The organism is Acidimicrobiia bacterium, from assembly GCA_029210695.1.
GTDB lineage: Bacteria > Actinomycetota > Acidimicrobiia > Spongiisociales > JAHEDJ01 > JAHEDJ01.
In genome coordinates this window covers 1-23932 of record JARGFH010000046.1, presented here as the reverse complement: position 1 = coordinate 23932, position 23932 = coordinate 1, and the positions used below count along the sequence as shown (strand labels likewise).

The 23932-nt window shown below is 63.6% G+C and carries 23 protein-coding genes; 15 read left to right on the top strand and 8 right to left on the bottom strand.

The annotated features are described in order from the left end of the window. Window positions 1-65 precede the first annotated feature (65 nt). On the top strand, window positions 66-1256 hold the full coding sequence (locus P1T08_13680; GenBank protein MDF1597124.1) for a Gfo/Idh/MocA family oxidoreductase: 1191 nt from the start codon (window positions 66-68) through the stop codon (window positions 1254-1256). A gap of 14 nt (window positions 1257-1270) precedes the next feature. Here P1T08_13680 and P1T08_13675 read toward each other — a convergent pair whose 3' ends face one another. The 4 genes from P1T08_13675 to ppdK form a co-directional block, all read right to left on the bottom strand. Beyond that, the gene (locus P1T08_13675; GenBank protein ID MDF1597123.1) at window positions 1271-2257 is read right to left on the bottom strand and encodes a Gfo/Idh/MocA family oxidoreductase; all 987 of its coding nucleotides are present in this window, start codon (window positions 2255-2257) and stop codon (window positions 1271-1273) included. A 1-nt stretch (window position 2258) separates the two neighbouring features. Beyond that, window positions 2259-3044: an aldose 1-epimerase gene (locus P1T08_13670; GenBank protein ID MDF1597122.1), complete on the bottom strand. Its 786-nt coding sequence runs from the start codon at window positions 3042-3044 to the stop codon at window positions 2259-2261. A 34-nt stretch (window positions 3045-3078) separates the two neighbouring features. Next, window positions 3079-3567 carry a DUF427 domain-containing protein gene (locus tag P1T08_13665; GenBank protein ID MDF1597121.1) on the bottom strand — a complete coding sequence of 163 codons (489 nt, stop codon included), beginning with the start codon at window positions 3565-3567 and terminating at the stop codon, window positions 3079-3081. Window positions 3568-3677: 110 nt separating this feature from the next. Next, a complete protein-coding gene (ppdK, locus tag P1T08_13660) occupies window positions 3678-6401 on the bottom strand; it encodes a pyruvate, phosphate dikinase (protein ID MDF1597120.1) in 2724 nt (907 codons plus the stop codon). 102 nt (window positions 6402-6503) lie between these two features. On the opposite strand from ppdK, the gene P1T08_13655 reads away from it, so the two are divergent. The 8 genes from P1T08_13655 to hrpA all read left to right on the top strand — a co-directional run bounded on the left by P1T08_13655 (window position 6504) and on the right by hrpA (window position 15939). Then, window positions 6504-7301 carry a YwiC-like family protein gene (locus P1T08_13655; GenBank protein MDF1597119.1) on the top strand — a complete coding sequence of 266 codons (798 nt, stop codon included), beginning with the start codon at window positions 6504-6506 and terminating at the stop codon, window positions 7299-7301. A 115-nt stretch (window positions 7302-7416) separates the two neighbouring features. Continuing rightward, window positions 7417-8430, top strand: coding sequence for a GNAT family N-acetyltransferase (locus P1T08_13650; GenBank protein MDF1597118.1), 1014 nt, complete (start codon window positions 7417-7419; stop codon window positions 8428-8430). A gap of 35 nt (window positions 8431-8465) precedes the next feature. Then, window positions 8466-9683, top strand: coding sequence for an MFS transporter (locus tag P1T08_13645; GenBank protein MDF1597117.1), 1218 nt, complete (start codon window positions 8466-8468; stop codon window positions 9681-9683). A 57-nt stretch (window positions 9684-9740) separates the two neighbouring features. Further along, on the top strand, window positions 9741-10235 hold the full coding sequence (locus P1T08_13640) for a pyridoxamine 5'-phosphate oxidase family protein (protein ID MDF1597116.1): 495 nt from the start codon (window positions 9741-9743) through the stop codon (window positions 10233-10235). Window positions 10236-10317: 82 nt separating this feature from the next. Further along, the gene (msrB, locus tag P1T08_13635; GenBank protein ID MDF1597115.1) at window positions 10318-10719 is read left to right on the top strand and encodes a peptide-methionine (R)-S-oxide reductase MsrB; all 402 of its coding nucleotides are present in this window, start codon (window positions 10318-10320) and stop codon (window positions 10717-10719) included. 84 nt (window positions 10720-10803) lie between these two features. Next, window positions 10804-11238, top strand: coding sequence for a cyclic nucleotide-binding domain-containing protein (locus P1T08_13630; GenBank protein MDF1597114.1), 435 nt, complete (start codon window positions 10804-10806; stop codon window positions 11236-11238). Window positions 11239-11256: 18 nt separating this feature from the next. Further along, window positions 11257-11982: an MBL fold metallo-hydrolase gene (locus tag P1T08_13625; GenBank protein MDF1597113.1), complete on the top strand. Its 726-nt coding sequence runs from the start codon at window positions 11257-11259 to the stop codon at window positions 11980-11982. 60 nt (window positions 11983-12042) lie between these two features. Continuing rightward, window positions 12043-15939 (top strand): ATP-dependent RNA helicase HrpA, encoded by a 3897-nt coding sequence (gene hrpA / locus P1T08_13620; GenBank protein ID MDF1597112.1) that lies wholly within the window; start codon window positions 12043-12045, stop codon window positions 15937-15939. 6 nt (window positions 15940-15945) lie between these two features. Here hrpA and P1T08_13615 read toward each other — a convergent pair whose 3' ends face one another. Next, the gene (locus P1T08_13615) at window positions 15946-16299 is read right to left on the bottom strand and encodes a nitroreductase/quinone reductase family protein (GenBank protein ID MDF1597111.1); all 354 of its coding nucleotides are present in this window, start codon (window positions 16297-16299) and stop codon (window positions 15946-15948) included. Window positions 16300-16313: 14 nt separating this feature from the next. Beyond that, window positions 16314-16937, bottom strand: coding sequence for a YbhB/YbcL family Raf kinase inhibitor-like protein (locus P1T08_13610; protein MDF1597110.1), 624 nt, complete (start codon window positions 16935-16937; stop codon window positions 16314-16316). 146 nt (window positions 16938-17083) lie between these two features. On the opposite strand from P1T08_13610, the gene P1T08_13605 reads away from it, so the two are divergent. Continuing rightward, window positions 17084-19129, top strand: coding sequence for an alpha/beta hydrolase (locus P1T08_13605; protein MDF1597109.1), 2046 nt, complete (start codon window positions 17084-17086; stop codon window positions 19127-19129). Between the two features lie 63 nt (window positions 19130-19192). On the opposite strand, the gene P1T08_13600 is transcribed toward P1T08_13605, so the two are convergent. Then, window positions 19193-19681, bottom strand: coding sequence for an Hsp20/alpha crystallin family protein (locus P1T08_13600; GenBank protein MDF1597108.1), 489 nt, complete (start codon window positions 19679-19681; stop codon window positions 19193-19195). Between the two features lie 274 nt (window positions 19682-19955). Between P1T08_13600 and P1T08_13595 the strand changes: the two genes are divergently transcribed. Next, window positions 19956-20990: a patatin-like phospholipase family protein gene (locus P1T08_13595; protein ID MDF1597107.1), complete on the top strand. Its 1035-nt coding sequence runs from the start codon at window positions 19956-19958 to the stop codon at window positions 20988-20990. An 11-nt stretch (window positions 20991-21001) separates the two neighbouring features. On the opposite strand, the gene P1T08_13590 is transcribed toward P1T08_13595, so the two are convergent. Beyond that, window positions 21002-21484, bottom strand: a complete 483-nt coding sequence (locus P1T08_13590) for a pyridoxamine 5'-phosphate oxidase family protein (protein ID MDF1597106.1) — start codon at window positions 21482-21484, stop codon at window positions 21002-21004. A gap of 126 nt (window positions 21485-21610) precedes the next feature. On the opposite strand from P1T08_13590, the gene P1T08_13585 reads away from it, so the two are divergent. From P1T08_13585 to P1T08_13570, 4 genes are all read left to right on the top strand, one after another. After that, complete coding sequence (locus P1T08_13585) at window positions 21611-22477, top strand: cysteine synthase family protein (protein MDF1597105.1); 867 nt, start codon at window positions 21611-21613, stop codon at window positions 22475-22477. Between the two features lie 64 nt (window positions 22478-22541). Then, window positions 22542-22841, top strand: coding sequence for an SPFH domain-containing protein (locus tag P1T08_13580; GenBank protein MDF1597104.1), 300 nt, complete (start codon window positions 22542-22544; stop codon window positions 22839-22841). Continuing rightward, window positions 22804-23214: an SPFH domain-containing protein gene (locus P1T08_13575; GenBank protein ID MDF1597103.1), complete on the top strand. Its 411-nt coding sequence runs from the start codon at window positions 22804-22806 to the stop codon at window positions 23212-23214. The genes P1T08_13580 and P1T08_13575 overlap by 38 nt, the downstream gene beginning before the upstream one ends. Continuing rightward, entirely contained in the window at window positions 23211-23822 is a 612-nt protein-coding gene (locus tag P1T08_13570; protein MDF1597102.1) for a hypothetical protein, read from the top strand. Before P1T08_13575 ends, P1T08_13570 begins: the two co-directional genes overlap by 4 nt. Window positions 23823-23932: the final 110 nt, after the last annotated feature.

Below are 23932 nucleotides of genomic sequence, written 5' to 3'. Positions count from 1 at the left end.
GGTCGAGCTGCCAGATCTATGGTGTGTCGATTGCTTGGACAACTACGCTCACACATCGGATGGAGATGAATAGAAATCCTGTGACTGAGATGATGGGCCGTCGCCTCCGTCTCGCCGTCGTCGGCGGCGGACCGGGGAGCTTCATCGGCGCTACGCATCGGGCGGCAGCCCGACTGGACAATCGTTATGAGCTTGTTGCCGGCGTTCTGGCATCAGATCCCGATCGGTCTCGTGCTGCAGGACAGGCGATCGGGATCGACGCAGACCGGGCCTACGGCGAGGTTCTCGAACTGTTGGACTCCGAAGCAGGCCGCCAGGACGGTGCCGATGTCGTTGCCATCATGACCCCGAATGACAGTCACCACGCCTATTCGATTGCAGCCATAGATCGCGGGTTCGACGTCATCTGTGACAAACCCATCACCAACACACTCGAGGAAGCCGTCGACGTGCTCGAGCACGTTAGGACGTCCGGGCTCGTCTTCTGTCTGACGCACAACTACACGGGCTACGCAATGGTGCGACAGGCGCGGGCCATGATCGAGAGCGGGCAGCTCGGCGAAATCAGACTGGTGCAGGTCGAGTACGTCCAGGGCGGCAAAGCCGACGAACACGATCCAGTACCGAAGGCCGGGCTGCCCTGGCGCTATGACCCGGTCCGTGGAGGACCCTCGCTGGTGATGGGCGACATCGGAACCCACGCCCACAACCTCATCCGGTTCGTAACGGCACTGGAAGTGTCGGAGGTCGCCGCCGAGATCGGCCACATCGTCCCCAACCGGCTCGTCGACGACTACGCCTCCGCCATGCTCCGTTTTGACAACGGTGCAAGAGGGAGCTTCTGGGTCACTCAGGCCGCCGCCGGCGTCGAAAACTGCCTCCGCATCCGGGCATCCGGTACGGCCGGCACGATCGAGTGGATGCAGGAGCAACCGACCAACCTGATCTTCAAACCCCTCGAAGGTCCGGCTGAGGTCCGAACACCCAATGGGCCGGGCACTCTGCCCCTGGCCGCCCGCGCCAGCCGCATCGTCGCAGGACACCCGGAAGGCTTCCATGAAGGCTTCGCAAACGTATATTCCGATGCGGCCGAGGCGATCGCGGCGCGGCGCTCCGGTGAAGCCGCCGACCCGCTCGCCATGCATTTCCCGAACGCCCTGGACGGAGTTCTCGGCACGAAGTTCGTGGAAGCCGCCATTGCATCGAGTACCGCAGGTGGAGCCTGGACCAGCGCGACCTTGGATTTCGACGTGTGATCAAGCCGGCTTGCCTACCCGGCCGCGGCAGCCAGGACCCGCTCGACGACTTCCATATTGGCAACACCATCCTCCGGGGGCGTTGGCACGGCGGAGTCATCGAGGATCGCCCGAGCGAACAGCTCGGCCTGGATGGTGTACGGATCGACGGCGGGGAAGGCGATCGTGACCGTGTCGGGATCCGTCGGCGGGTTGCCGCCACCCGTGACGAATACCCTGGTCTCGGCATCGGGTGGGATGTTGAAAGGTATTTCGACCTCGATGCGCCCGGCAGTACCCATGAGATGAACCCGCTGGTCGGGCTCAGCCTGTGTGGAGACGGTGAACGTAGCCTGGCCTGCTCCGAATTCGAGCAAAGCGGAGGTCAGGATATCGACGCCCGAGCCCGGATCCCGCCTGACGGCAGCCGAAACGCCGGTCGGCTCGCTCCCGAACAGCATCCTCGACAGGTTGATGGCGTAGCAGCCAATGTCCATCAGCGCCCCGCCTCCTGTTACGAGCTGGTTGCGAATGTTGTCCGGATCATCGTTGAAATAGGCGAAGCGGGTCTGGATCGCCCGAAGCTCTCCAATCGCTCCGGAAGTAACCAGCTGTTGCACCTTCACCCAGGACGGATGCAGCCGGTACATGAAGGCCTCCATGAACTTCACCCCGGCCGTCGCGCACACGGCGACCATCTGGCGGGCGTCGGCGGAGGTGAGCGCCAGGGGCTTCTCGCACAGAACATGCTTCCCGGCCCCGGCGGCGGCGGCCGTCCATTCGAGATGCAGGTGATTCGGGAGGGGGATGTAGAGGGCATCGACGCCGTCGGCGTGTACGAGGTCCTCGTAGGAACCGAATGACCGGGGAATTCCCAACTGGTCTGCGGCTGCTCTCGCCCGCCCCGCCCGGCGAGAGGCGATGGCGACCACCTCGCAATTCGGGGCCTGCTGAATGGCGGGGATCACCTTCCCGAGCCCGATGCCGGCGGTACTCACAACACCCCATCTCACACGGTCCATGTCAACCTCTCCTCCAACTGATCGTCGTAGCCGCCACCAGCGGACTCCCCGGTTCTACTACGAACGGAACATGATTCAGCGCATCCGGCGGATGTGTCTGCGGTTCGATACACACGGCGTGAGGGGGCTCCGTATACGCCACCCACCATGGACAGTCCGAGGCGATTTCGAGGCGAACCACACCCGGCCACTCGACAACGGGTGGCCGGCCGACACCGCCGAAGCACTCGTCCCAGGGCTCCGACGGAACGGGCGCCTGCGCTCTGGTGGTGATCCCGTCGGCGTCCCGTTCCAACGCAAAACCCGGCTCGAACTCCAATCGCAGCGGAGCACCCGCGACGGTCCTTCGAAACCAGGGATGCCAGCCGCAGGAGGCGGGCATCGGCCGCTCAAGAGCATGGACCTCCAGCCGCAATCGAATCGCATCCTCCTCGAGCCGAACGTCCTGCCGGACGAACCCGGTGAACGGCCACGGATCGTTCAGTTCGGCGACGAACGAAGACGGGCCCTCTTGCTCCCAAGGCTGCAGGTAGACCGTTCCATGTATCGCATGCCGGCCGACCGTTCTGGGGAGTTCGAAGTCTGACCCCTCAAACGAGAACCGACCGTCCCGGACCCGTCCCGCGTATGGCGCCATCGGGTAACAGCCCCAGTCGATTGGGCCCGACCCCTCCGTGACCAGCAGTTCATTGCCATCAACGACGAGGGAAGCAAGCCGACAACCCTGGTCGAGATCGATCGAGACGCTGGCATGGCTGTTCGCCTGGACCACGGACCGGGACGTCATGGTGGCGAATCTAGACCGATCGCCGACCACCCGATTACCAACCCCGTGTGCCCGCCCCACCCTTGAACGGTCCAACAACGTTGCTGGTGATCCATCCCCCGTAGAAGTCGCCCGGTTGGGGCTCGACAAGCTCGTCGCCAACGTAGCAGGCGTCAACCCGCCCCGGGTAGAAGGCCACTGCGCCGGCCAGGATCTCGTAGCCGGGGGAGGGATCGAGGTAGGTCCAGGCTGCATCCACTGAGACGGCCTCACCCACGCGCAGCGTGTAGTAGGAGGCCCGTCCTTTGAACTCACAGAACGAACTGGTGGGGCTCGGTTCCAGGACCCCGGGGTCGACATCGTCCAGGGGAATGTAGAAGACGGGCGGATGGCTCGTCTCGAGCACACGGAGGGCCCGGTCGGAACGTGCCACCGGACGCCCGGAGAACTCGATCCAGACGGGAACCGCCGATCGCTCAACCCGCGGCGGTCGGGGGTAGTCCCATACCGATTCCTGACCGGGACCGGGTACGACTCTCTGCATGCACCGGAGGCTAGGTGGCCCGGGCGCCAACCGTGATCAACAAACCCGTTCTCGCGCGGGAATCCGCCCCTATAGGGAGCGATCCCCGCGCGAGAACGGGTTTTTGGCCGCTATCCGTGCCGCAGGGCCGCCTGGGCCGCCGCCAATCGGGCGATCGGAACGCGGAACGGTGAGCAACTCACATAATCGAGATTGAGCCGGTGGCAGAGATCGATAGAGCTGGGATCGCCGCCGTGCTCACCACAGATTCCGACCTCCAGGTCTGGACGTGTCTTCCGCCCCTGTTCAACTGCCCACTCCATGAGCTTGCCGACGCCCTCTTCGTCCAGGGAAGCGAACGGGTTCACCGTGAGAATCCCCTGTTCGAGATAGGAGATCAGGAATCCGGTTTCCGCGTCGTCCCTGCTGATCCCGAAGGTGGTCTGCGTCAAGTCGTTGGTGCCGAACGAGAAGAACTCCGCGTACTCCGCCATCTGTTCGGCCGTGATGGCCGCCCGCGGAATCTCGATCATCGTTCCGAACTTGTAGTTGACCTCGGTGCCCTGCTCGTCCATCACCAATCTGGCTTCGCCTTCGAGCACCTCACGCTGGCGCTTCAATTCATTGACGTGGCTGGTGAGCGGGATCATGACCTCGGGGTGAGCATCGACTCCCTCCCTGGCCACCTGGCAGGCCGCTTCGAAGATCGCTCGCACCTGCATCTTGGTGAGTTCGGGGATCATGATCCCGAGCCGCACACCACGGGTGCCGAGCATCGGGTTCATCTCTCTCAACGCCTCAACCCGCTCGAGCATGCGCTCCTGTTCCCCCACCTCGTGGAGGATGCCGTCGAGTTCGAGCAGGGAAGTGGCATGGGCCAGCCGGATCTTGTGGTCCGTGATCGACAGCATCAGGTCTTCGTAGCCGGGCAGGAACTCATGCAAGGGAGGATCGATCAACCGGATAATGACGGGAAGGCCGTCCATTGCCCGGAACAATCCGGCGAAGTCCTCACGTTGAAACGGGAGCAGCACTTCCAGAGCCTCCTGGCGCCGCGTCGCCGACTCCGTCGTGATCATCTGTTGTACAAACGGCAGACGATCCGGCTCGAAGAACATGTGTTCCGTCCGGCAAAGCCCGATGCCCTGTGCGCCGTAGGCCCGTGCACGCTCGGCATCCAGCGGGTAGTCGGCATTGGTCCACACCTCGAGGCGACGGAACTCATCGGCCCACGACAGGAGCTTGGTGAGCCATGGGTCCTCGATGTCCGGGACCTTGGTGCTGAGTTGTCCCGCGAACACCTCACCGGTTGTCCCATCGATTGATACCCAGTCGCCCTCCACGACCTCCTTGCCGGAAACCGCCATCTTGCGGTTAGCCATGTCGATCTCGAGTTCGGCCACGCCGACAACGGCCGGCTTCCCGAACTGTCTGGCAACCAGCGCGGCATGACTGGTGCGTCCGCCCCGACTCGTCAGAATTCCGTCGGCGGCGAGCATCCCGTGCACATCGTCCGGCTTCGTCTCGGGACGCACCATGATCACGTGCTTCCCTTCGGTCTTCGCCCAGGTTTCCGCCAGATCGGCGTCGAAGGCGACGATACCGACGGCAGCTCCCGGAGACACGTTCAAACCGATCGCCAGAAGGTCACCCTTGTCGATGGCCTGTTGCCTGGATTCCTGGTCGAACTGCGGATGAAGGAAGAAGTCCACCTGATCGGGATGGACCCGCATCACGGCTTCCTCTTTAGTGATCATGCCCTCCTCGAACTGATCTGCCGCGATCCTGACGGCGGCCTGAGCGGTGCGCTTGCCGTCGCGGGTTTGGAGCAGCCACAGTTTGCCGCGTTCGATGGTGAACTCCATGTCCTGCATCTCGCGGTAGTGCTGTTCGAGTTTCGTTGCCGTCGCTGCGAACTCCTCGTAGAGGGAAGGCATGACCTCCCGGAGGTGATCGATCGGGTCGGTGGCCCGGTTCCCGGCCACTACATCTTCACCCTGAGCATTTACCAGGAAATCGCCTTCCAGTTTGGCCTCACCGGTGGTCGCATTCCGAGACATCGCCACACCCGTCGCCGAGTCGTCGCCCATGTTGCCGAACACCATCGTCTGGATGTTCACACCCGTTCCGAGATCGTGGGCGATGTGAGCCGCGTTGCGATAGTCGAACGCCCGCTTTCCGTTCCACGAGCGGAAGACGGCTTCAGCCGCCAGGGCCAGCTGGCGAATCGGATCGGAAGGGAAATCCTGCCGCGCATAGCGACGAACGATCGCCTTGAACTTCCCGACGATCTCCCTGAAGTCCTCTGCGGTCAATTCGGAGTCGGTCTCGACGCCCCGCTTGCCGCGGTACTCGGCGAGAACATCCTCGAATGGGTCGCCGTCGACGTTCAAGACGACGGAGCCGAACATCTGCACGAGTCGCCGGTATGAGTCGTATACGAACCGGGCATCACCCGTGAGTTGGACCATCCCTTCGGCGACCTCATCGTTGAGCCCGATATTGAGGACCGTGTCCATCATTCCCGGCATCGAGAACTTCGCACCCGACCGGCAGGAAACCAGCAGAGGATTCGATGGGTCTCCGAACTTCTTTCCCGCCGCGGCTTCCACATCCTTCAGAGCAGCGACCACCTGGTCCCACATGTCGTCCGGGAAGCGCTCACCGGCCGCGAGGTAGGCGTTGCACGCCTCCGTCGTGATGGTGAATCCGGGCGGCACCGGGACACCGATACGAGTCATCTCGGCGAGGTTGGCGCCTTTTCCTCCGAGAAGCGATCGAACGCCGTCCCACTCCCCACCAGCGTGTGCCTTTGCTTGCTCAACTTCACCGAAGGCGTATACCCATTTGCTCATTGTGTCCCCTCGAGAGAACGATTCACTGACTTGGCGATGATTGTGGCGCACGCGCGCCCGTATTCTCTAGGGTCACGAGTCACACTCTGCACCGTCCGAAGTATGAAGGGTAACGCCATCGCTAAATCGACGCTGCGCACGGTGGTGGTCCCGACTGAGCACGGCGGCTGGGGGTTCACTCTCGAACCGGTGCTGTTGGGTGCACTGGTTGCTCCGGGTTGGCCGGCCCTCGGTCTCGGCCTGGCGACGTTCGCCGCCTTCCTGGCCAGGCGACCGTTACGCATTGCGGTAGCGGACCGGCGAAGGGAACGTCGGCTCGAACGAACGGGGATCGCGGTGCGTTCTGTCGCAGGGATGGCGATGGTCGCCGCCGCCGGTCTCGCCCTGGCCATCGTGACCGCGGAGGAGAGCTTCTGGTGGCCCCTCCTCGTGTCCATCCCGCTCGTCCTGGTGCAGCTCCGATTCGATCTCGATAACCGGGGCCGCGAACTTCTGCCGGAGCTGCTCGGGCCCATCGCTCTGGGGGCGGCTGCGCCGATGATCATCCTCGCCAACGGCCTCGACTGGGAGATCGCCGCCGGTGCGTGGCTCGTCCTGGTCGCCCGGATCATCCCCTCGATCCTGCTCGTCCGACTGCAGATCCGCCGGGCCAAGGGCCAGCCCTTTGTGACCCTGCCGACTTCCATTACGGGGGTTGCCGCACTGCCGACCGTCGCCGGCGCCGCCGCGGCGGGGTGGGCGCCCTGGCTCGCAACGGTTGCGGCCGTCCTGGTCGCGGCGTGGGGTTCTGTCTCGATGGGACGCCCGCCGGTTCCTGCCAAGACCATCGGATGGACACAGATGGTCGTCGGCCTGGTCGTGGTCGGTACGTTTGCCGTGGGGTATCACGCCGGTTGGTAGCCGCGATCACAGACCGAAGGCAATAGGCAATAGGCAATAGGCAATAGGCAATAGGGCAAGGCTGCCTGCGAGTATTCCCCCCGGTTGACCAATCCAACGAAGGTACGATTCCGCTATGCCGTCTCTCCACCTTCCCTCTGGTTTCAAGTCACGACCCGCCACCCTCGACGATGTCGAGGCGGCCGTCGCGTTGTTCAATACCGCCGATCGAGAGTTCCTGCCGCCCGACGCACCGGGCGAGCATGAGGTGCACGAGACCAGTGGTGAGTGGACCGAGCCCGGGTTCGATCTCGACACAGACACGGTGGTCGTGTTCAACGGCGGCGGCGACCTCGTCGCCTATCAGGAGGCCTTCACCACTCCGCCGCACGTTCGAGCAATCGTCTGGGGTCGGGTCCACCCGGATTTACGCGGACACGGTCTCGGATCTGCCTTGCTGGCCTGGGGTGAGGGACGTGCACGGGAAATGGTCGAGCGTGCCCCTGAGGGGGCCGCCGTCGATGCGCAAGCGTGGGTCGATACCGCCCATGCAGGCGCCGCTGAGCTCGTGACCGGAGCCGGCTTCACACGGTCGCGCTACTTCTGGGATATGGAAATAGCCCAGACGGAGTCCCCCCCACAGCAACGCTGGCCCGACGGCCTCGAACTGCGCCCGTTCGATCGGCAGCAGCATCATCGGGCCGCCCACGACGCAATCCGCGAATCCTTCAAGGATCACTGGGGATTCGCCGACGCCGATCCGGACGAGTCGTTCGAGCGGGCAGATCATCACCTCTCCGCAAACCCGAACTACGACCCAAAGTACTTCCATGTGCTGTGGGACGGCGACGAGGTCGCCGCCGTTTCCCTCTGCTATCCGAATGCCGGAAACGACCCACGCAAGGGCCTGGTTGGTGTGCTCGGGGTGCGGAAGGCGTGGCGGAAGCGCGGACTCGGACTGGCCATCCTTCTCCACTCGTTTCGCGTGTTTTGGGAGAACGACATCCCGATCGTGACCCTCGGCGTGGATGCAGACAGCCTCACCGGAGCTACCCGGCTGTACGAGAAGGCGGGGATGCACGTCGAACGCACCTTCGCCACCTACGAGAAGCGACTGCGCGATGGCGAAGACATCCGCAATCGGGGGTAGTTCGACTTTCTCCGCAATGCAGTAGCGCCTTTTCGATACACAGCATTGCGGAGAAGGTGGGTGTCATACACTGCAGCGTTATGCCGGAACGCCTCTTCACCCGCGCTTTCGTGGCGGTGTTTGCCGCCAACGCGTTCCAGGAACTCGCCTGGAGCCTGTTTCTGCATTTTCCCGGCTACCTGCACGAGCTCGGAGCCGACGAGATCCAGATCGGCATCCTCGTCGGCGTGACCGCGATCGCCTCGATCGTTGTCCGGCCCTGGATCGGGGCGGCCATGGATCTGCGCGGCCGCCGCCAGGTGATCATCGCCGGGAACATCCTCCACGTAGCGGTGCTGGCGCTCTACCTCACCGTCACCACCCTCGGGCCCTGGATTTACATCGTCCGGATCCTCCACGGCCTCGCGTCGGCGATGCTGTTCACCTCCTTGTTCACCTACGCGGCTGATGTTGTGCCCGCCTCACGCAGGACGCAGGGCATAGCCATCTTCGGCATCTCCGGTCTGATGCCGATCGGATTGGGTGGTGTGCTCGGCGACCTCATCCTCAACGTCGGCGACTTCACCACCCTCTTCATCGTCGCAGTCGCGCTGGCAGGAGGCGCACTTCTGATGGCACTCCCTCTGCACGATGTGCCCAGCACGGACTCCGCCGAAAAACGCCGGGGGTTCTGGGTATCACTTGGTCAAGAAGACCTCCGTCCCCTCTGGCTGGCCGCCTTCGTGTTTTCGCTGTCGTTGGCCACGTTCTTCACGTTTCTGAAGACCTTTGTGATCGAAACCGGAATCGGTTCGGTCGGCCTGTTCTTCGCCGTGTATACGGGCACCGCGGTCGGACTACGCCTGATTGCCGCAGACCTCCCCGACCGGATCGGCCACAAGCGGGTCATGTTTCCCGCCTTCGGCGCGCTGGCCGCCGGATTCCTGGTGCTGAGTCAGGCGAATGGAGCTACCGACATGGCCATTGCGGGCTTCCTCAGCGGAATCGGGCACGGATACGTGTTCCCGATCATGTTCGGCATGGTTGTGACTCGCGCCAGGGTTTCTGAACGCGGATCGGCTTCAGCCATATTCACCGCAGTATTCGACGTCGGAACGCTGGTGGGAGGACCGTTGTTCGGATTGGCCATCCGGCTCGGCGACTACCGGGCTATGTGGATACTGGCTGCCGCACTCGTCGTGGGCGGGACCGCGGCCTTCGCCGCCTGGGATCGCCGCGCCGTCGTCAACCGGGAGCACGTCGGGGTGGGTTAGCGGGTTTCCGGTCGTCTTGCGAAACGTTCACCACACGCCTCGGATAGGCTCCGTGCCATGACGCCTCCAGACACATCGACCGAAGCGAGAGAGGCGGTCCAGCTCATCCTGGCCGGGCGCTGGGCGGCCCTTGCGACGACCGGCGACCGCGGTCCGCTTGCCTCGATGGTTTCCTACGCGCCGGAGCCCGGCCTGCAGGGCCTTCTGATGTTCCTCAGCCGCCTGGCGCGTCACACCCGCAATCTCGCGATCGAGCCGAGTGCCTCGCTGGCCATCTCGATGCCGGATCGTCCCGATGTCATCGACCCCCAAACCCTCCCCAGGGTCAGTGTGCAGGGGCCGGTCGAGCCGATTGAGCGCGCCGATCCGGCCTTCACCAGGGCATGGAGCATCTACGTCGAGCGACTGCCGACCGCCGCTCCCCGTCTCCAACTCGGTGACTTCACGCTGTTCCGACTGATACCCGAGGACGTCCGCTACGTCGGAGGATTCGCGGCGGCAAGAACCATCCGCGGCGATGCCCTACGAGCCGCCACCGTCGATCCCGAATAGGGAAACGCCGTCCGCCGACGAGTGCTTCCTACGCGCAAAAACCCAGATCCAATAACCTAGGACCTCTATGAGGGAGGACCACATGACAGAGACCCCGTTCCCAAAGCTGACCGACGAGGAGTGGCGCAAACGGCTGACTCCGGAGCAGTACGCCGTCACCCGGCAGGCAGCCACCGAACCGCCATTCAGCGGCAAGTACTGGAACGTCAAGGAAGACGGCGTCTACCGATGCGTAGCCTGCGGGACCGAGCTCTTCCGGTCGGACACCAAATTCGAATCAGGAAGCGGATGGCCGAGCTTCTACGCAGCCGTTGACGAAGGACGAGTCATCGCCAAGGAAGACCGCAGCCACGGCATGGTCCGCACCGAGATCATGTGTGCAACTTGCGACAGTCACCTGGGACATCTCTTCGACGACGGTCCCAACCCGACCGGTCTGCGTTACTGCATCAACTCCGCCGCGCTCGATCTCGATCCGGACTGATCGGCCAACTCCCACCTCGCCGGCCGCCACCAGAACAGCCCACCGTATACACTCGAAGTCCAAGCTCGGAGGGGAGACCGCACTGTGAATGTGCTCCACCGTCGATCCGACCGGATCGACATGCTCAAGAAAGTATCGCTGTTTTCGAACCTCAGCAAGAAAGATCTCACCGAGGTGGCAAAACGAGCGGACGAGGTACACGTCCCCAAGGGAACTGTGCTCGCCGAACAGGGCGAGCAGGGCAGTCAGGGTTTCATCATCGTGCGCGGCACCGTCTCGGTTCGCCGGAACAACCGCAAGATCTCGACCCACGGGGAAGGTGAGGTGCTCGGCGAGATGTCATTGCTCGACGGAAAGCCGCGCAGCGCCTCCCTGCGAGTTGAATCCGATGCAGTTCTGCTCGTAATCCATCGCCGCGATTTCCAGTACCTCGTCGATCATCTGCCGGGACTCGATCGCAAGATCCTCGTGAGCTTGTCGGCACGGTTGCGAAGCATGGACAAAGCCCTTGATCACTGAAACCCCGGAGCGATCGTCATGATCGAGATCGTTGATGGAATCCACCGACTCGGAACCTCCTATCACAACTTCTACGTCATCACAGAAGGCGGGAAGGCAACCGTGATCGACGCCGGGTGCTCGAAGGAGTGGCCCAAACTCGTCGCAGGTCTCGGGCAAATCGGCCTGGCCCCTGATGATGTCGAAGCGATCATCGCCACTCATTCGCATGCAGATCATCTCGGTTTTGGACGGGAAGCAGCAAATGCCGGCGTGACGATCAAAGTGCACGAGGCGGAAGAGGCCCGTGCGCTCGGCCGCTATCAGGGGAAATCGGCGGTTGCAGTATCCGACCTTCCGCTGCTTCGACCCGGAACGTGGAAGTTCCTGATCGCCGTACTACGGGTCGGCATCACGAAGAGGCCTCCGCTCGACTCGGTCGAGACCTTCACAGACGGTGAGACCCTCGACCTTCCTGGATCGCCGACCGTGATCCACACACCCGGTCACACGGAAGGGCATGCGTCGTTCCATCTCGCCAAACGGGGGGTTTTGTTCTCAGGCGACGCCCTCGTGACACGAGACATCCTGGGGTCACGAACGCTGCGTGCCCAAATGCTCGGCGACGAGTTCCACAACGACCCTGCCCGGGCCCGGGAGTCACTGGGGCGCCTGGCAGGGATCGACGCTCACCTGATTCTCCCCGGTCACGGTGATCCGCTTCACACGTCACCCGCTGACGCCGTTCGCGCCGTCCGGGCTTAGCGACCCCTCTTATCGGACCGGGAACCGCTCCGTTGCCTTGACCCGGCCGGATCAGGCATCATGGTCACGATTCCCATGACGGCAACTCTCGAAGATCTCCGCGCCCGCCTCGGCGGGCTCACTCCGGCCGACCGCCGGGTCCTCAGGCGCCGCCTGCAGGGAGCCGCCGGGATCGACTCCCCCACCCGCCTCCGGGAGGTACTCGCCTCTCTCGCAGATGAGATCAGCGCAGCCGAGAGACGGTACGCCCTTCGCAAAGCAGCCGTTCCCCGGAAGCTCGCCTATCCAGCCGAACTGCCGATCACCGACCGACGTGAAGAACTCCTCTCCACGATCCGAGACAATCAGGTGGTCATCGTGGCCGGAGAAACGGGGTCGGGAAAGAGCACGCAGATCCCAAAGCTGTGTCTGGAACTCGGTCGCGGAGTCGACGGGTTCATCGGACATACGCAGCCACGCCGGATCGCCGCTCGCTCGATCGCCGATCGCATTGCCGACGAGATCGGATCTACGGTCGGCGGCACCGTCGGTTACGCGGTGCGCTTCTCAGACAAGGTTGGCGACGGCACCCTCGTCAAGGTGATGACAGACGGGTTGCTGCTGGCGGAGATCAACAGGGATCGCCGGCTGAGTCGCTACGACACGATCATCATCGATGAAGCCCATGAGCGCAGTCTGAATGTCGACTTCCTGCTCGGATTCATCAAGACCTTGCTTCCCAAACGACCCGAACTGAAGCTGATCATCACGTCGGCCACGATCGACACGGACCGCTTTTCACAGCACTTCGGTGACGCCCCGGTCGTTGAGGTGTCCGGCCGAACCTACCCGGTCGAAATCCGCTACCGGCCTCTCGACGACCCCACCCAGCCCGAAGCCCGTGACCAGCCCCAGGGAATCTGCGACGCCGTCGAGGAACTCCTCACCGAAGGACCAGGCGACATCCTTGTGTTCTGTTCCGGCGAACGCGAGATCCGCGACGCGGCCCGCGCCCTCGAGGATCTGCGCCTTCCCCACACCGAGATCCTCCCGCTCTACGCCCGGCTATCCACCGCCGAACAGCAACGAGTGTTTCGTGGTCATACCGGCAGACGAATCATCCTCGCCACGAACGTGGCGGAGACCTCGCTCACCGTGCCCGGGATCCGGTATGTCGTCGATCCCGGAACCGCCCGCATCTCGCGATACAGCCGCCGCACCAAGGTCCAGCGACTCCCCATCGAACCCGTATCGCAGGCCTCGGCGGACCAGCGGGCCGGTCGGTGCGGGCGGCTCGGCCCGGGAGTCTGCATCCGTTTGTACGACTGCAACGACTTCGACGCCCGTCCGGAGTTCACCGAACCGGAGATCCAGCGCACCAACCTGGCCTCGGTGATTCTCCAGATGGCGGCCATCGGCCTGGGCGACATCGAATCGTTCCCGTTCCTGGATCCACCGGATCGTCGCACCGTCCGTGACGGGATAGCGCTGCTCGAGGAGGTCGGTGCCGTAGATCCGGCTCGACATGGAACAGCCGGGTGGCTGACCAAGATCGGACGTCAGCTGGCCGCGCTCCCCGTCGACCTCCGATTGGCACGGATGATCATCGAAGCGGACCACAACGAGTGCCTGCGTGAAGTCCTGGTGATTGCTTCGGGTCTGGCAATCCAGGATCCAAGGGAACAACCCGCCGAAAAGGAACAACACGCAGACCAACTGCATGCCCGCTTCGCCAATCCCGACTCCGACTTCCTGAGCTGGCTCGGGCTGTGGGAGTACCTGCACGGCGAGCGGCGGTCCCGCTCGTCGAGCCAGTTCCGCCGGATGTGTCGGGATGAATACCTGAACTACCGGCGCGTGCGCGAGTGGCAGGACGTCCACGCCCAACTGCGCGAGGTGGCAGGTGAGCTGGGGCTCGCTCGCAACCCCAAGCCCGCAGAACCGGACGCGATCCACCGTGCACTGCTCGCAGGTCTTCTTTCTCACGTAGGGGTCAAGGACCCCGACAGCTACGAGTACCGGGGAGCGCGCGGCTCACGCTTCGCCATCAACCCGGGCTCCGCTCTCTTCAAAAAGGCTCCCGACTGGGTGATGGCCGCTGAACTCGTCGAAACCAGCCGCCTGTGGGCACGCGGTGTCACCAGGATCGACCCGGAGTGGGTCGAGGAGATCGGCTCCCACGTAGTCAAACGGTCGCACTCGGATCCGTGGTGGGATGCCGATCGCGGAGCAGCCGTCGCCCACGAGACGGTCACGATCTACGGGCTGCCCCTGCAGACCGCGCGGACGGTCCTCTACGGTCGAGTCGACCAGGCCACCGCCCGGGAATCTTTCATCCTCAACGCGCTGGTCGCCGGTGACTGGCCGAGCGACCACGCCTTCGTCGCGCACAACCGGGCGCGGGTGCAGGAGGTTCTCGGTCTCGAAGCCCGGGCCCGCCGGGCGAACCTGCTCGTCGACGATCAGGCCGTGAACGAGTTCTTCGACGCCCGAATCCCGGCCGACATCACATCGGTCCGCCACTTCGACGCCTGGTGGCGTAGAACACGCCCGGACAACCCCCACTTGCTCGACCTCTCACTCAGTGACCTCATCGATCCCGGGGCGGAGGAGGTCGACGAAGCTGCCTATCCCGAGGTGTGGCAGCACGGCGACGTCGAGATCCCTCTCGGATACGAGTTCGACCCCGAGAGCCCGACGGATGGGATCACGGTGGTCATTCCTGTGTCGGCTCTCGAGCGCCTCGATCCTGCCACGTTCGAGTGGCATGTCCCCGGCCACCGCCAGGAACTCGTAGTCGCTCTGATTCGCTCGCTACCCAAGCGGCTTCGCAAGAGCCTGGCGCCCATTCCGGACACTGCCCGCACGGTGCTGGCGGGGGGTGTCCCGCCGGGGGTAGGCCTCACTGCTTTTCTGCGGCGCCAACTGTCTCGGATCGTCGGCGAACCCATCCCGCCGGACTCCTTCGATCTCGAATCGCTTCCGTCGCATCTGCGGCCCATCTTCCGGATCGAAGCATTGGACGGCTCGGTTCTAGCGGAAGGCCGCAATCTGTCCTCTCTCAAGGACGAGTTGCGCGCCGAAGCACGCTCCACCGCATCGGCCACCCGACACGAACTGGAAGCCGCCGGGCTGACGACCTGGAGCGTCGGCGAGCTTCCACACACCGTCGAAATCCAGGGGCCCGACCATGCAGTAACGGCGTACCCGGCGCTGGTCGACGACGGCGACTCGGTGAGCGTACGATTGCTCGCCACTGCCGGGGAGCAGGCCGGGTCGATGTGGGAAGGCACGAGGCGCCTCCTGCTACTCAACCTGCCGTCCGGGGCCGAGTTGCTTCGTCCGCTGCTCACCCGTGAAGCGAAGGTGGCGCTCACAGCCGGACCCTTCGCGGACGCCGACGAGTGGGCCACCGACTGTCTGACCAGTGCCCTGGATGACGTCATCGTGCGGATGGGTGGACCGCCGGCCAACGCGACCGGGTTCGACGCACTCCTGGTCGCGGCGCGCGACGATCTATACGACGAACTCGTGATCGTTGCCGAACGATCACTGCGGGTCATGTGGACCCTGGGTACTCTCCGCGCAGACCTCGACGAGGCCGCCGGAGCGTTCCCGGAGGCGGTGTCGGACATGAGGCTCCAAATCCGGCGCCTCATCTACCCGGGATTCAGTACAGGCCTGGGCGCAGACCGGCTCGAAGACGTCCACCGGTATCTCCTGGCGATCGGACGCCGGTTGACGCGACTCCCGGACGACCAGGTGCGCGACCGTGATCTGATGGAATCAGTGCTGGTGCTCGAAGCGGAACACGACCGCCTCCAGGAGATGTTGCCGCCCTCACCTGAGATGACCGACATAGCCTGGATGCTCCAGGAGTTGCGGGTAAGTCTCTTCGCGCAGAGTCTCGGCACGCGCGGCAAGGTCAGTGAGAAGCGGATTCGAAAGGCGATGGCCGACCTCGCCATGAGCGGTTGAGCCTCCTCAGTCGTCGAATCGAACCTCGACCATCGGGGAAGTCGCCACCAGGTCGTCGAGCGAGGCTTGTGTCGTGTACCAGTTCGTATCCGGGTGAGTGAACACTCGAAGGCGAACTCCCGGATCACGGACCGGCCGCACCGTGGCGGGCAGGGCGCGACCGTCGACATGGATTACCACTGCCGGGTTCGCCAGGACATTCGCGTACCAATCGCGGAATCCGGGCGTACCCGTGATGATGAACCGGCCGTCGACACGAAACCACCAAATCTCGATGCGTCTCAGCAGGCCGGTCGTCCGACCAATTGTGGTCAGATCGATCGTCGTGAACCGCGCCAGTTCGTCGAGCGCAGGCTCCACCGGCTAGGAGCCCGTCAGAGCAAACGCGGATTGAGGGTATACACCCCCGTAATGCTGGACTTGTCGAGCACGTGGCCATCGATGGCTGCCAGGACATCCGGCCCCGAGAACAATCCCTCTACCGGGCAACGGGCGACATCCAGGGCGTACAACGTGAACACGTAGTGGTGCATCACCGAATCGTTCCAGGGCGGACAGGGTCCGTCGTAGCCGTGGTAAGTGCCGGCCATGTCGGGATCACCGTCAAACCACTGCGTGTAGTTGTTGAAGCCGGAGCGGGTCCCGAAGGGGCCTTCCGGGCCCTTCCCGCCCGGGGTGACCTCACTCGAGAAGGCGCCTCTTCCGAAGCATCCAAGGTCCGGCGGAAGATCGACGAGCACCCAGTGATAGAAGTCGACCCGGGGAAGATCCGAGGGGACTTCCCTGCCTTCCTGGTTCACGTCGTCCGGCTGTGATGGGACATCCGGGTCGTGGCAGATCAGGACGAGTGAGCGAGTCTCCGTCGGGAGATTCTCCCACTCGAAGGAGGGGCTCTTGTTCCCTCCGAATGTGGCGTGCGTCTCCTCGTCCGGCACGCAGAAGGCGTACTCCCCCGGAATCGCCCGACCATCTGAGAAGCTAGAACTGGCGAACTGCATGCGACCTCCTTCTGTCGCCGAGCCTAGTCAAGCGGGAGGTACGCGGATGGACTGGGTGGAACACGCTGAGAGCCATGCGGGTCTTGCAGTGGTGGGAAAGCGCCTGATCAGACCTACACTTCTGCAGCCACTCGCTTGGAGTCTTTGTGGACCGCACCACCTGGCTGCTCATCATCGCCGCTATCGCATTCGTCACGGGTATTGGCCTGCTGTTTGCCGAGATCGCCGACGACGCCGGTGAGGGGGCCGCAACGACCACCAGCGAGCGCCCGGCTCCTGAGACAACGCCTGCCACGACTGGCACCACCGACGTCACCAGACCCACCGTCGTTACCGGATCCGGCGCTCGATTCATCGAGGGTCGCTGTGAATTCGATGAGCCGGCCGGCTACGAGGTCGAGTGTGGATGGCTGCTCGCCCCTGAGGATCGATCGAACCCGGACAACGGAAAGACCGTCCAATTGCACGTGGCCATCTTCCACACGCGGGCCGAGGGAGCTCCTGACGACCCGGTCGTCTACCTCGAGGGCGGCCCGGGCGGCGATGCCCTGGAAGCCATCCCGTTCACCTTCACCCAGGCATTTGCACCGTTCGTGGAGAACCGGGACTTCATCATGTTCGACCAGCGCGGAACCGGTTTCTCCGAGCCTTCACTCGAATGCACGGAGACGACAGAGCTCGCCTACGACCTCCTCGACGACGACATCACAACCGGTGAAGCGCTCGCCGCCGAATATGCGGCCATCGAGGAGTGCAGGCTGCGACTCATCGATGGGGCAGATCTGAGCCAGTACAACAGTGCAGCCAGCGCCGCAGATCTCGCCGACCTGCGAGTCGCCCTCGGCTACGACGAGTGGAACCTGTTCGGTATCTCCTACGGGACGAGATTGGCTCTCACCACGATGCGCGACCATCCCGAGGGAATCCGCAGCGTCATCCTCGACTCGACCTACCCGCTGCAGGTGAGCTTGCCCCTCGAGGCGGGGATCAACGCCGACCGCGCATTCGGTGTGTTCTTCGATGCCTGTGCGAGCGATGCGGAATGCTCGGACGCCTTCCCAAATCTCGAATCACGTTTCTTCAGCCTGGTCGATACCCTCGATGCCGAACCGATCATGGTGACTCTGCTCGACGTCTTTACGCTGGACGAGTACGACGCGCTCGTGAAAGGCGACACACTGATCGGCCTTCTCTTCCAGTCGCTGTATTCGAGCCGGCTGATCCCGACCCTTCCCGGCCTCATCGATGACGTCGAGAACGGCGACTACCAGTCGATGGAACTGCTCCTTTCGAACTTCTTCGCCAACCTCGCCTTCGTGTCGGCCGGCCAGACGTACTCGGTGCAATGCCGAGAGGAGGTACCGTTTACCGACCCGGCTGAACTCGAGTTGGCGGGCGATTTCGACCCCTACATCAAGCGCTTCGTCGAGGCAGGGGTCAACACGGGGCCCTTTGTCCTCGAAGTCTGCGAACTCTGGGGTGTCGGTGCGGCCGACCCGATCGAAAACGAACCGGTCGAAAGCGACATTCCCACACTGGTACTGGCCGGTGAGTTCGATCCCATCACCCCTCCGGCGTGGGGCCGGCTGGCCGCGGAGACTCTGAGCAACGCAACCATTTTCGATTTTCCGGGCCTTGGACATGGGACCTCGGTCAGCGATCCGTGCGCCCTCTCGATCGCCCGTGCCTTTCTGGATGACCCTTCTGTGGAGCCGGACGGATCGTGCATCCAAGAGATGGCCGGGCCGGACTTCGTGACGGGAGAGGAACCACTCGCGGCCATCGCATTGAAGCCGGTGACGGTGGAGACCTTCGGGGCCACCATCGACGCGCTGGCTCCCGACAACTGGGAAGAATTCGGGACCGGCGTCTACCTGCGCGGCCTGGACGGTCTCGACCAGACCGCGCTCCTCTTTCAGGCGATCGCCGGCAGCCAGGCTGAGCTCCTCCTCGCCACCCTCACCGCGCAGTTGGGCGCCGGGGAAGCAGACATGACGACCAGGTCGTATGACGGCGGCACCACTACGTGGGAGATCCACACATTGGAGGTGGACGGTGTTGCGACGGAAGTGGCGCTCACCGAAACCAACGGCTTCACAGTGCTCGTGATGCTTGCCACCGACCCGGCCGATCGGGACGTGTACATCGACGCCATCCTGATCCCCATCCTCGAAGCTCTGCAAGTGCGTTGATCGGTTGTCTGCGATCCGGGTGGAGCGGCAACGCCGCGCCGCCCCACCCCGGTGAGAATCAGGTCAATCCTCAGTCTTGAGTTCAGTGTCGACGGTCGTCCCGACGGAGATCGGTATCCGACGGGAACCTGGCTGAACCTCGGTCGGCAACTGGATCTTCATCGTCAGCACCCCATTCTCGAAATGGGCTTCGAGTTGCTCGGCGTCGACCCCCTCCGGCAGCATGATGTCGCGTCTGAAGCTGCCGTACGATCGCTCCGCCAGGTAGAAGTCCGCCTCATCGATCTCTCGATCGAACGACCGCTGACCAGAAACGTGAAGCACACGATCCTCGATAGAGACCTCGATGTCCTTGTCCGGATCTACGCCCGGCAGCTCTGCACGCACGATCAAGGCGTCCTTCTCGCGGAACACGTCAACCTTCGGACGCCAGACGAGCTCGACGTTCCGCTCCGGTGATCCTGCCGACATCGGCAAACGATCCATTATCTGCTGCATGTCTCGTTCGAGTGCTGTCAAGGCATCGAAAGGAGACCAGCGAATGAGTGCCATAGCCTCTCTCCTTACTTATCGGGAACCCCACCTGGGTTCCTCGTCGTACCGTTCATATCTAAGTGTATATCACTCAGGTTTTCTTCCGTCAAGATCTTAAATGTCTTGCCCGATGACGCGTTTGGCCGGAACCGAAGGCTCAGATGCCGGTGCGTTCGGCGGCGCCGCCCGGACGGAATCCACGCCCACGATTCCACCAGGAGCAGTCCAGCAATCGCGGCGATCCTCCCCCGCCGGCAAGCATCTACTCTGGTCGCGGACAGGAGACCAAGCCATGCCGATCCGGGTGCTCACAATCGAAGGCGGAGGCGTACGGGGCATCATCCCGACCCGGTTGTTGATCGCGCTCGAGAGCCTGTCCGGACGTCCGATCGTGGACCTATTCGATGTGATGGTCGGTACCTCGACCGGCGGAATGCTGGCTCTGGGCCTGGCAACGCCGGATGAGGCCGGTCAACCCCGATACACCGCGCGAACCGTCGGCGACATCTACACAGCATATGGATATGAGATCTTCCCGAGGCCGGTGTCGGCACTTCCCCGTAGCCTGGCAGACGCCCGGGAATGGTGGGCGTCGGCGAGTTCCAACGCGGCAATCTTCGGCTTCAACCCGGAGGTTGGTAACGCCCGGTACTCGCCGGAGGGCATCGAACAAGCCTTCGCGCTCTACTTCGGCGATACGCGGCTCTCCGAAGCACTCATAGACGTCGTGATCACCAGCTACGACCTCCAAACGAAGAGCCCCGTCCTATTCCGATCACGTGACGCCCGGCCGAATGGGGATGTCGACCCGCTCATGCGGGATGTGGCTAGGGCGACGTCGGCTGCACCTACCTACTTCCCGCCCCTGCAGATGGACTGGGACGGTGTGAAGAACCGCCTGCTGGTCGACGGCGGCGTGTTCGCCAAGAACCCGGCAATGGTCGGTTACATCGAAGGAGTCACCAGAGCGCGCGAGAACGGTCTGGCCGATACCGACGTCAAAGTGGTCTCGCTGGGCACCGGCATCCCGGGCCGGTCTACCAGCCTGACCTACAAGGAATTCGTCAGTCGAAGCTGGTTGAAGCTCGCCGAAGATGTGTTCCGGGCCGCCGAAGACGGGCAGGCGGCGCTCCACGATGAGGTCTTGAGCACGCTCATCGGCAGCCAATACTGGCGCTTCCAGATCGACCTGACCGACGCGGCTAGCTATGCGATGGACGATGTAAGCGAAGAGAACGTCGAAGCGCTCAAACACCTAGGCGACCAACTCGTCGGCGAACGTCTCGACGATCTCAAGAGATTGGCCGAACGGCTCACATCGACCTGAGGTTGCCGGCGCTATGCAACAGGGGCGCGCCCGCGTGCTTCCTCGGGAATCCGCATCCGGATCATCGGTACGCCGATCCCGTAGGTCACGAAGTCGCCGGTGGGAGTGACCTTGATCACCCGGGTCTCGGCACGAAGTTGCTCGGTCACTTCCATACCCCGATAGATCCGTTTGATGATGGAGGTATCAACGGCATCCACCCCGAGAATCTCCGCCGTCCCCTGACAGGTCGCGACTGCAGCCGGAATCTTCAGAAATGGGATGAAGGGCAGGCGCTTGGGAATGGTGATCGTCAGCGAGACCTTGGGGTTGGCTCGGATATGGCGAGTCTTCCATGTTTCAGAGCCGGACGAGATGTAGAAGGTCCGGTCGTGCACGACGTAGACGATCCCCGCCGAACGGGCCTCGTGCGAAGGCGTGACGAAAGCGAGGACGCCGAAGAGATACTTCTCGACGACTTCCCAGACGGAATCGGTTGTAACGGGGGCGGGCATGGTGTCTCCGGGTACTGGCGACTGTCACCCGTCACGCTGCCAGACCGGCAGATGCACCGCTAGAGGCGATGGTCGCATCCGCCCGGGTCCCGTACCTGCTGGTCTCCGCTACGGTGACCGGCACCGATGCAGCCCGGCAACACTCCCCTCGTCGAGTTCCAACACCTGGCCCCGCCGGGCACCCGGCTGTTCGCCAAGCTCGAGTGGTTCAACCCGACAGGATCGATCAAGGACCGGGCCGCCTGGTTCATGTTCGAGAATGCGGTGGAGAACGGGAGACTCGCCACCGGGGAACCGCTGATAGAGGCGACCTCCGGCAACACGGGGATCGGGCTGGCTCGCCTGGCTCTCCTCAACGGCCATCCGATGGTGATCTGTTTGCCGGACACCGCCACCGAGGAGCGCAAGCAGTTGCTGCGGGCCTACGGAGCAGAGTTGATCGAGGTCGAGGGCGGCCCCAACGGTGCGATCGCCCACGCAAGAGCCCTGGTCGAAGCAGGTGAGGGGCACATGCTCTACCAATACGGCAATCGGTGGAACGTCTACGCGCACTTCCTCGGGACGTCGCTCGAAATCATCCGGGATTGGCCAATCGAGCAGCCGCCCACCCACTTCTTTGCCGCGTACGGAACGGGCGGAACACTGACGGGAAACTCCCGGGGTCTGGTGCGCCGCTGGCCGGAGATCCGGATCCACTCGGTCGAACCGTTCGTCGATGACCCGATCAGCGGGATGCGTTCGCAGGACGATCCCTTCCAGCCGCCGGTCGCCGATTTGTCGCTGGTAACGGATCGACACGAGGTGCGTTCATCGACTGCAGCCGGCGTGGTGGCGACAACGATGCGCGTCGAGGGCCAATTCGTTGGGACCTCCTCGGGCGCCGTTCTGCACGCCGCCGTCGACACCCTCAGCCGCGAGGGCGGCACGGCGGTCGTGCTGCTTCCGGACTCCGGATGGAAGTACCTGAGCGGTCCGCCCTGGTCCGGCACATAGCCAGATCTCGTTTTCGCGCGGGATTCCCACCGTATATGGCGCGAATCCCGCGCGAGAACGAGGGATGGCCTGGGTCATCCCGGGTGTCGATCAGTTCGCCGATGCAGTCGACATGCGGGTTCGGTCGACGCCATTCTCCGCTGAGAAGAGCCTGACCAAAGACACGGTGCCGGTCAACGTCGACGCAGTGTTGTTCTGGATCGTCGTGGACGCCAAGAAGGCGATCCTCGAGGTCCAGGAATACCTCGGTACGGTCAGCTGGGCGGCCCAGACGACATTGCGAGATGTAATCGGTCAGACCGACCTCGTGAGGATGATCTCCGATCGTGAAACTATCGATCGGGAACTCCAGGAAACGAATTGACGCCAAAACCTCCGATTGGGGCATCACCGTGCAATCGGTCGAGATCCGTGACGTCCGCATTCCGGGCAACCTCGAGGACGCCATGTCCCGCAAAGCCCAGGCCGAACGCGAGCGGGAGGCTCGCATCATCCTCGCCGAGTCGGAATTCAAGGTTGCCGAGGAGATGCTCCAGGCGGCCCTGGTTTACGAATCCGACCACGTAGCCCTCCAACTGCGGGCCATGAACATGACGTACGAGTCGATAAAGGAACGTGGAGCGCTCATCGTCATCCCGACCGGCATGTCGGAGTCACCCAACACGGGGGTCATGGGGCTGGCGGCAACCGGATTTCGTTTCGAATCCGCCGCGCACGAGGAGCCGGGCGACGTATGAGGAGATGGCCGCCGGTACGGGCCGTTCGACTGCACGGAACCAAGACGCGTTCCGGACATGATCGGCGCGTATCGATCTTCCCCTTCTTCGGCCCGGACGGTGCCGTCCATGCCGTGATGGTCACCGACCACATTGCCGGCACGATCAGCCTCGCCTCCCTCGATGAGGGAGGTGTGCGCGTTCCCATCGCAGGAAGATGCGACATTCCAGGGCTGCGGCCGGTCGACGACGAAGGAGTCGCGACACTGTCCGGCCTCTGGCACTACGACCCTTGGTGGGTGTTGGCCCGCCCGGCCCATTCCGGGCACTGGGCGACGCCCTTGCTCAAGAGGACCAACTGCGTGGACTTCCTGTCCGAGGGCGTGCAGTCGCTGTGGTTCGCGCGGGACCTCAGCGCCGTGACCTGGGCCGAGGTCCAGGACGCAGAACGGATGACGGGCAAACGCCGAACCGCCGGGGCCGTGACGCTCACCCGTTGGTCGCCAGGGTTCTTGTCTTCAGCGGCCGGCCGCGTCCAACGGCAGTGCGGCAGTCGCCCCATCGACCCCAGAGGCGCCTGGGTCCTGGACCCGATCTGGTCGAAAGCCGCCGAGCGCCGTCGCCCCTGAGATATCGGGAACTTACCGACCGGTAAGTGACGTCCTAGTGGTCTGTCGCTGAAATGGCGAACCGGTGTAGTGTTGGGGGATGGTTGCTACTGCTGAAGCGTTGCGGATGT

Bases quoted from the DNA above. Each gene is read 5' to 3' on its own strand.
- P1T08_13600 (MDF1597108.1), bottom strand. From the start codon at position 19,681: ATGGCACTCATTCGCTGGTCTCCTTTCGATGCCTTGACAGCACTCGAA.
- P1T08_13590 (MDF1597106.1), bottom strand. From the start codon at position 21,484: ATGCCCGCCCCCGTTACAACCGATTCCGTCTGGGAAGTCGTCGAGAAG.
- P1T08_13610 (MDF1597110.1), bottom strand. From the start codon at position 16,937: ATGCAGTTCGCCAGTTCTAGCTTCTCAGATGGTCGGGCGATTCCGGGG.
- P1T08_13625 (MDF1597113.1), top strand. From the start codon at position 11,257: ATGATCGAGATCGTTGATGGAATCCACCGACTCGGAACCTCCTATCAC.
- P1T08_13595 (MDF1597107.1), top strand. From the start codon at position 19,956: ATGCCGATCCGGGTGCTCACAATCGAAGGCGGAGGCGTACGGGGCATC.
- hrpA (MDF1597112.1), top strand. From the start codon at position 12,043: ATGGTCACGATTCCCATGACGGCAACTCTCGAAGATCTCCGCGCCCGC.
- ppdK (MDF1597120.1), bottom strand. From the start codon at position 6,401: ATGAGCAAATGGGTATACGCCTTCGGTGAAGTTGAGCAAGCAAAGGCA.
- P1T08_13675 (MDF1597123.1), bottom strand. From the start codon at position 2,257: ATGGACCGTGTGAGATGGGGTGTTGTGAGTACCGCCGGCATCGGGCTC.
- P1T08_13640 (MDF1597116.1), top strand. From the start codon at position 9,741: ATGACGCCTCCAGACACATCGACCGAAGCGAGAGAGGCGGTCCAGCTC.
- P1T08_13670 (MDF1597122.1), bottom strand. From the start codon at position 3,044: ATGACGTCCCGGTCCGTGGTCCAGGCGAACAGCCATGCCAGCGTCTCG.
- P1T08_13650 (MDF1597118.1), top strand. From the start codon at position 7,417: ATGCCGTCTCTCCACCTTCCCTCTGGTTTCAAGTCACGACCCGCCACC.
- P1T08_13580 (MDF1597104.1), top strand. From the start codon at position 22,542: ATGGCCTGGGTCATCCCGGGTGTCGATCAGTTCGCCGATGCAGTCGAC.
- P1T08_13585 (MDF1597105.1), top strand. From the start codon at position 21,611: ATGCAGCCCGGCAACACTCCCCTCGTCGAGTTCCAACACCTGGCCCCG.
- P1T08_13680 (MDF1597124.1), top strand. From the start codon at position 66: ATGAATAGAAATCCTGTGACTGAGATGATGGGCCGTCGCCTCCGTCTC.
- P1T08_13665 (MDF1597121.1), bottom strand. From the start codon at position 3,567: ATGCAGAGAGTCGTACCCGGTCCCGGTCAGGAATCGGTATGGGACTAC.
- P1T08_13655 (MDF1597119.1), top strand. From the start codon at position 6,504: ATGAAGGGTAACGCCATCGCTAAATCGACGCTGCGCACGGTGGTGGTC.
- msrB (MDF1597115.1), top strand. From the start codon at position 10,318: ATGACAGAGACCCCGTTCCCAAAGCTGACCGACGAGGAGTGGCGCAAA.
- P1T08_13570 (MDF1597102.1), top strand. From the start codon at position 23,211: ATGAGGAGATGGCCGCCGGTACGGGCCGTTCGACTGCACGGAACCAAG.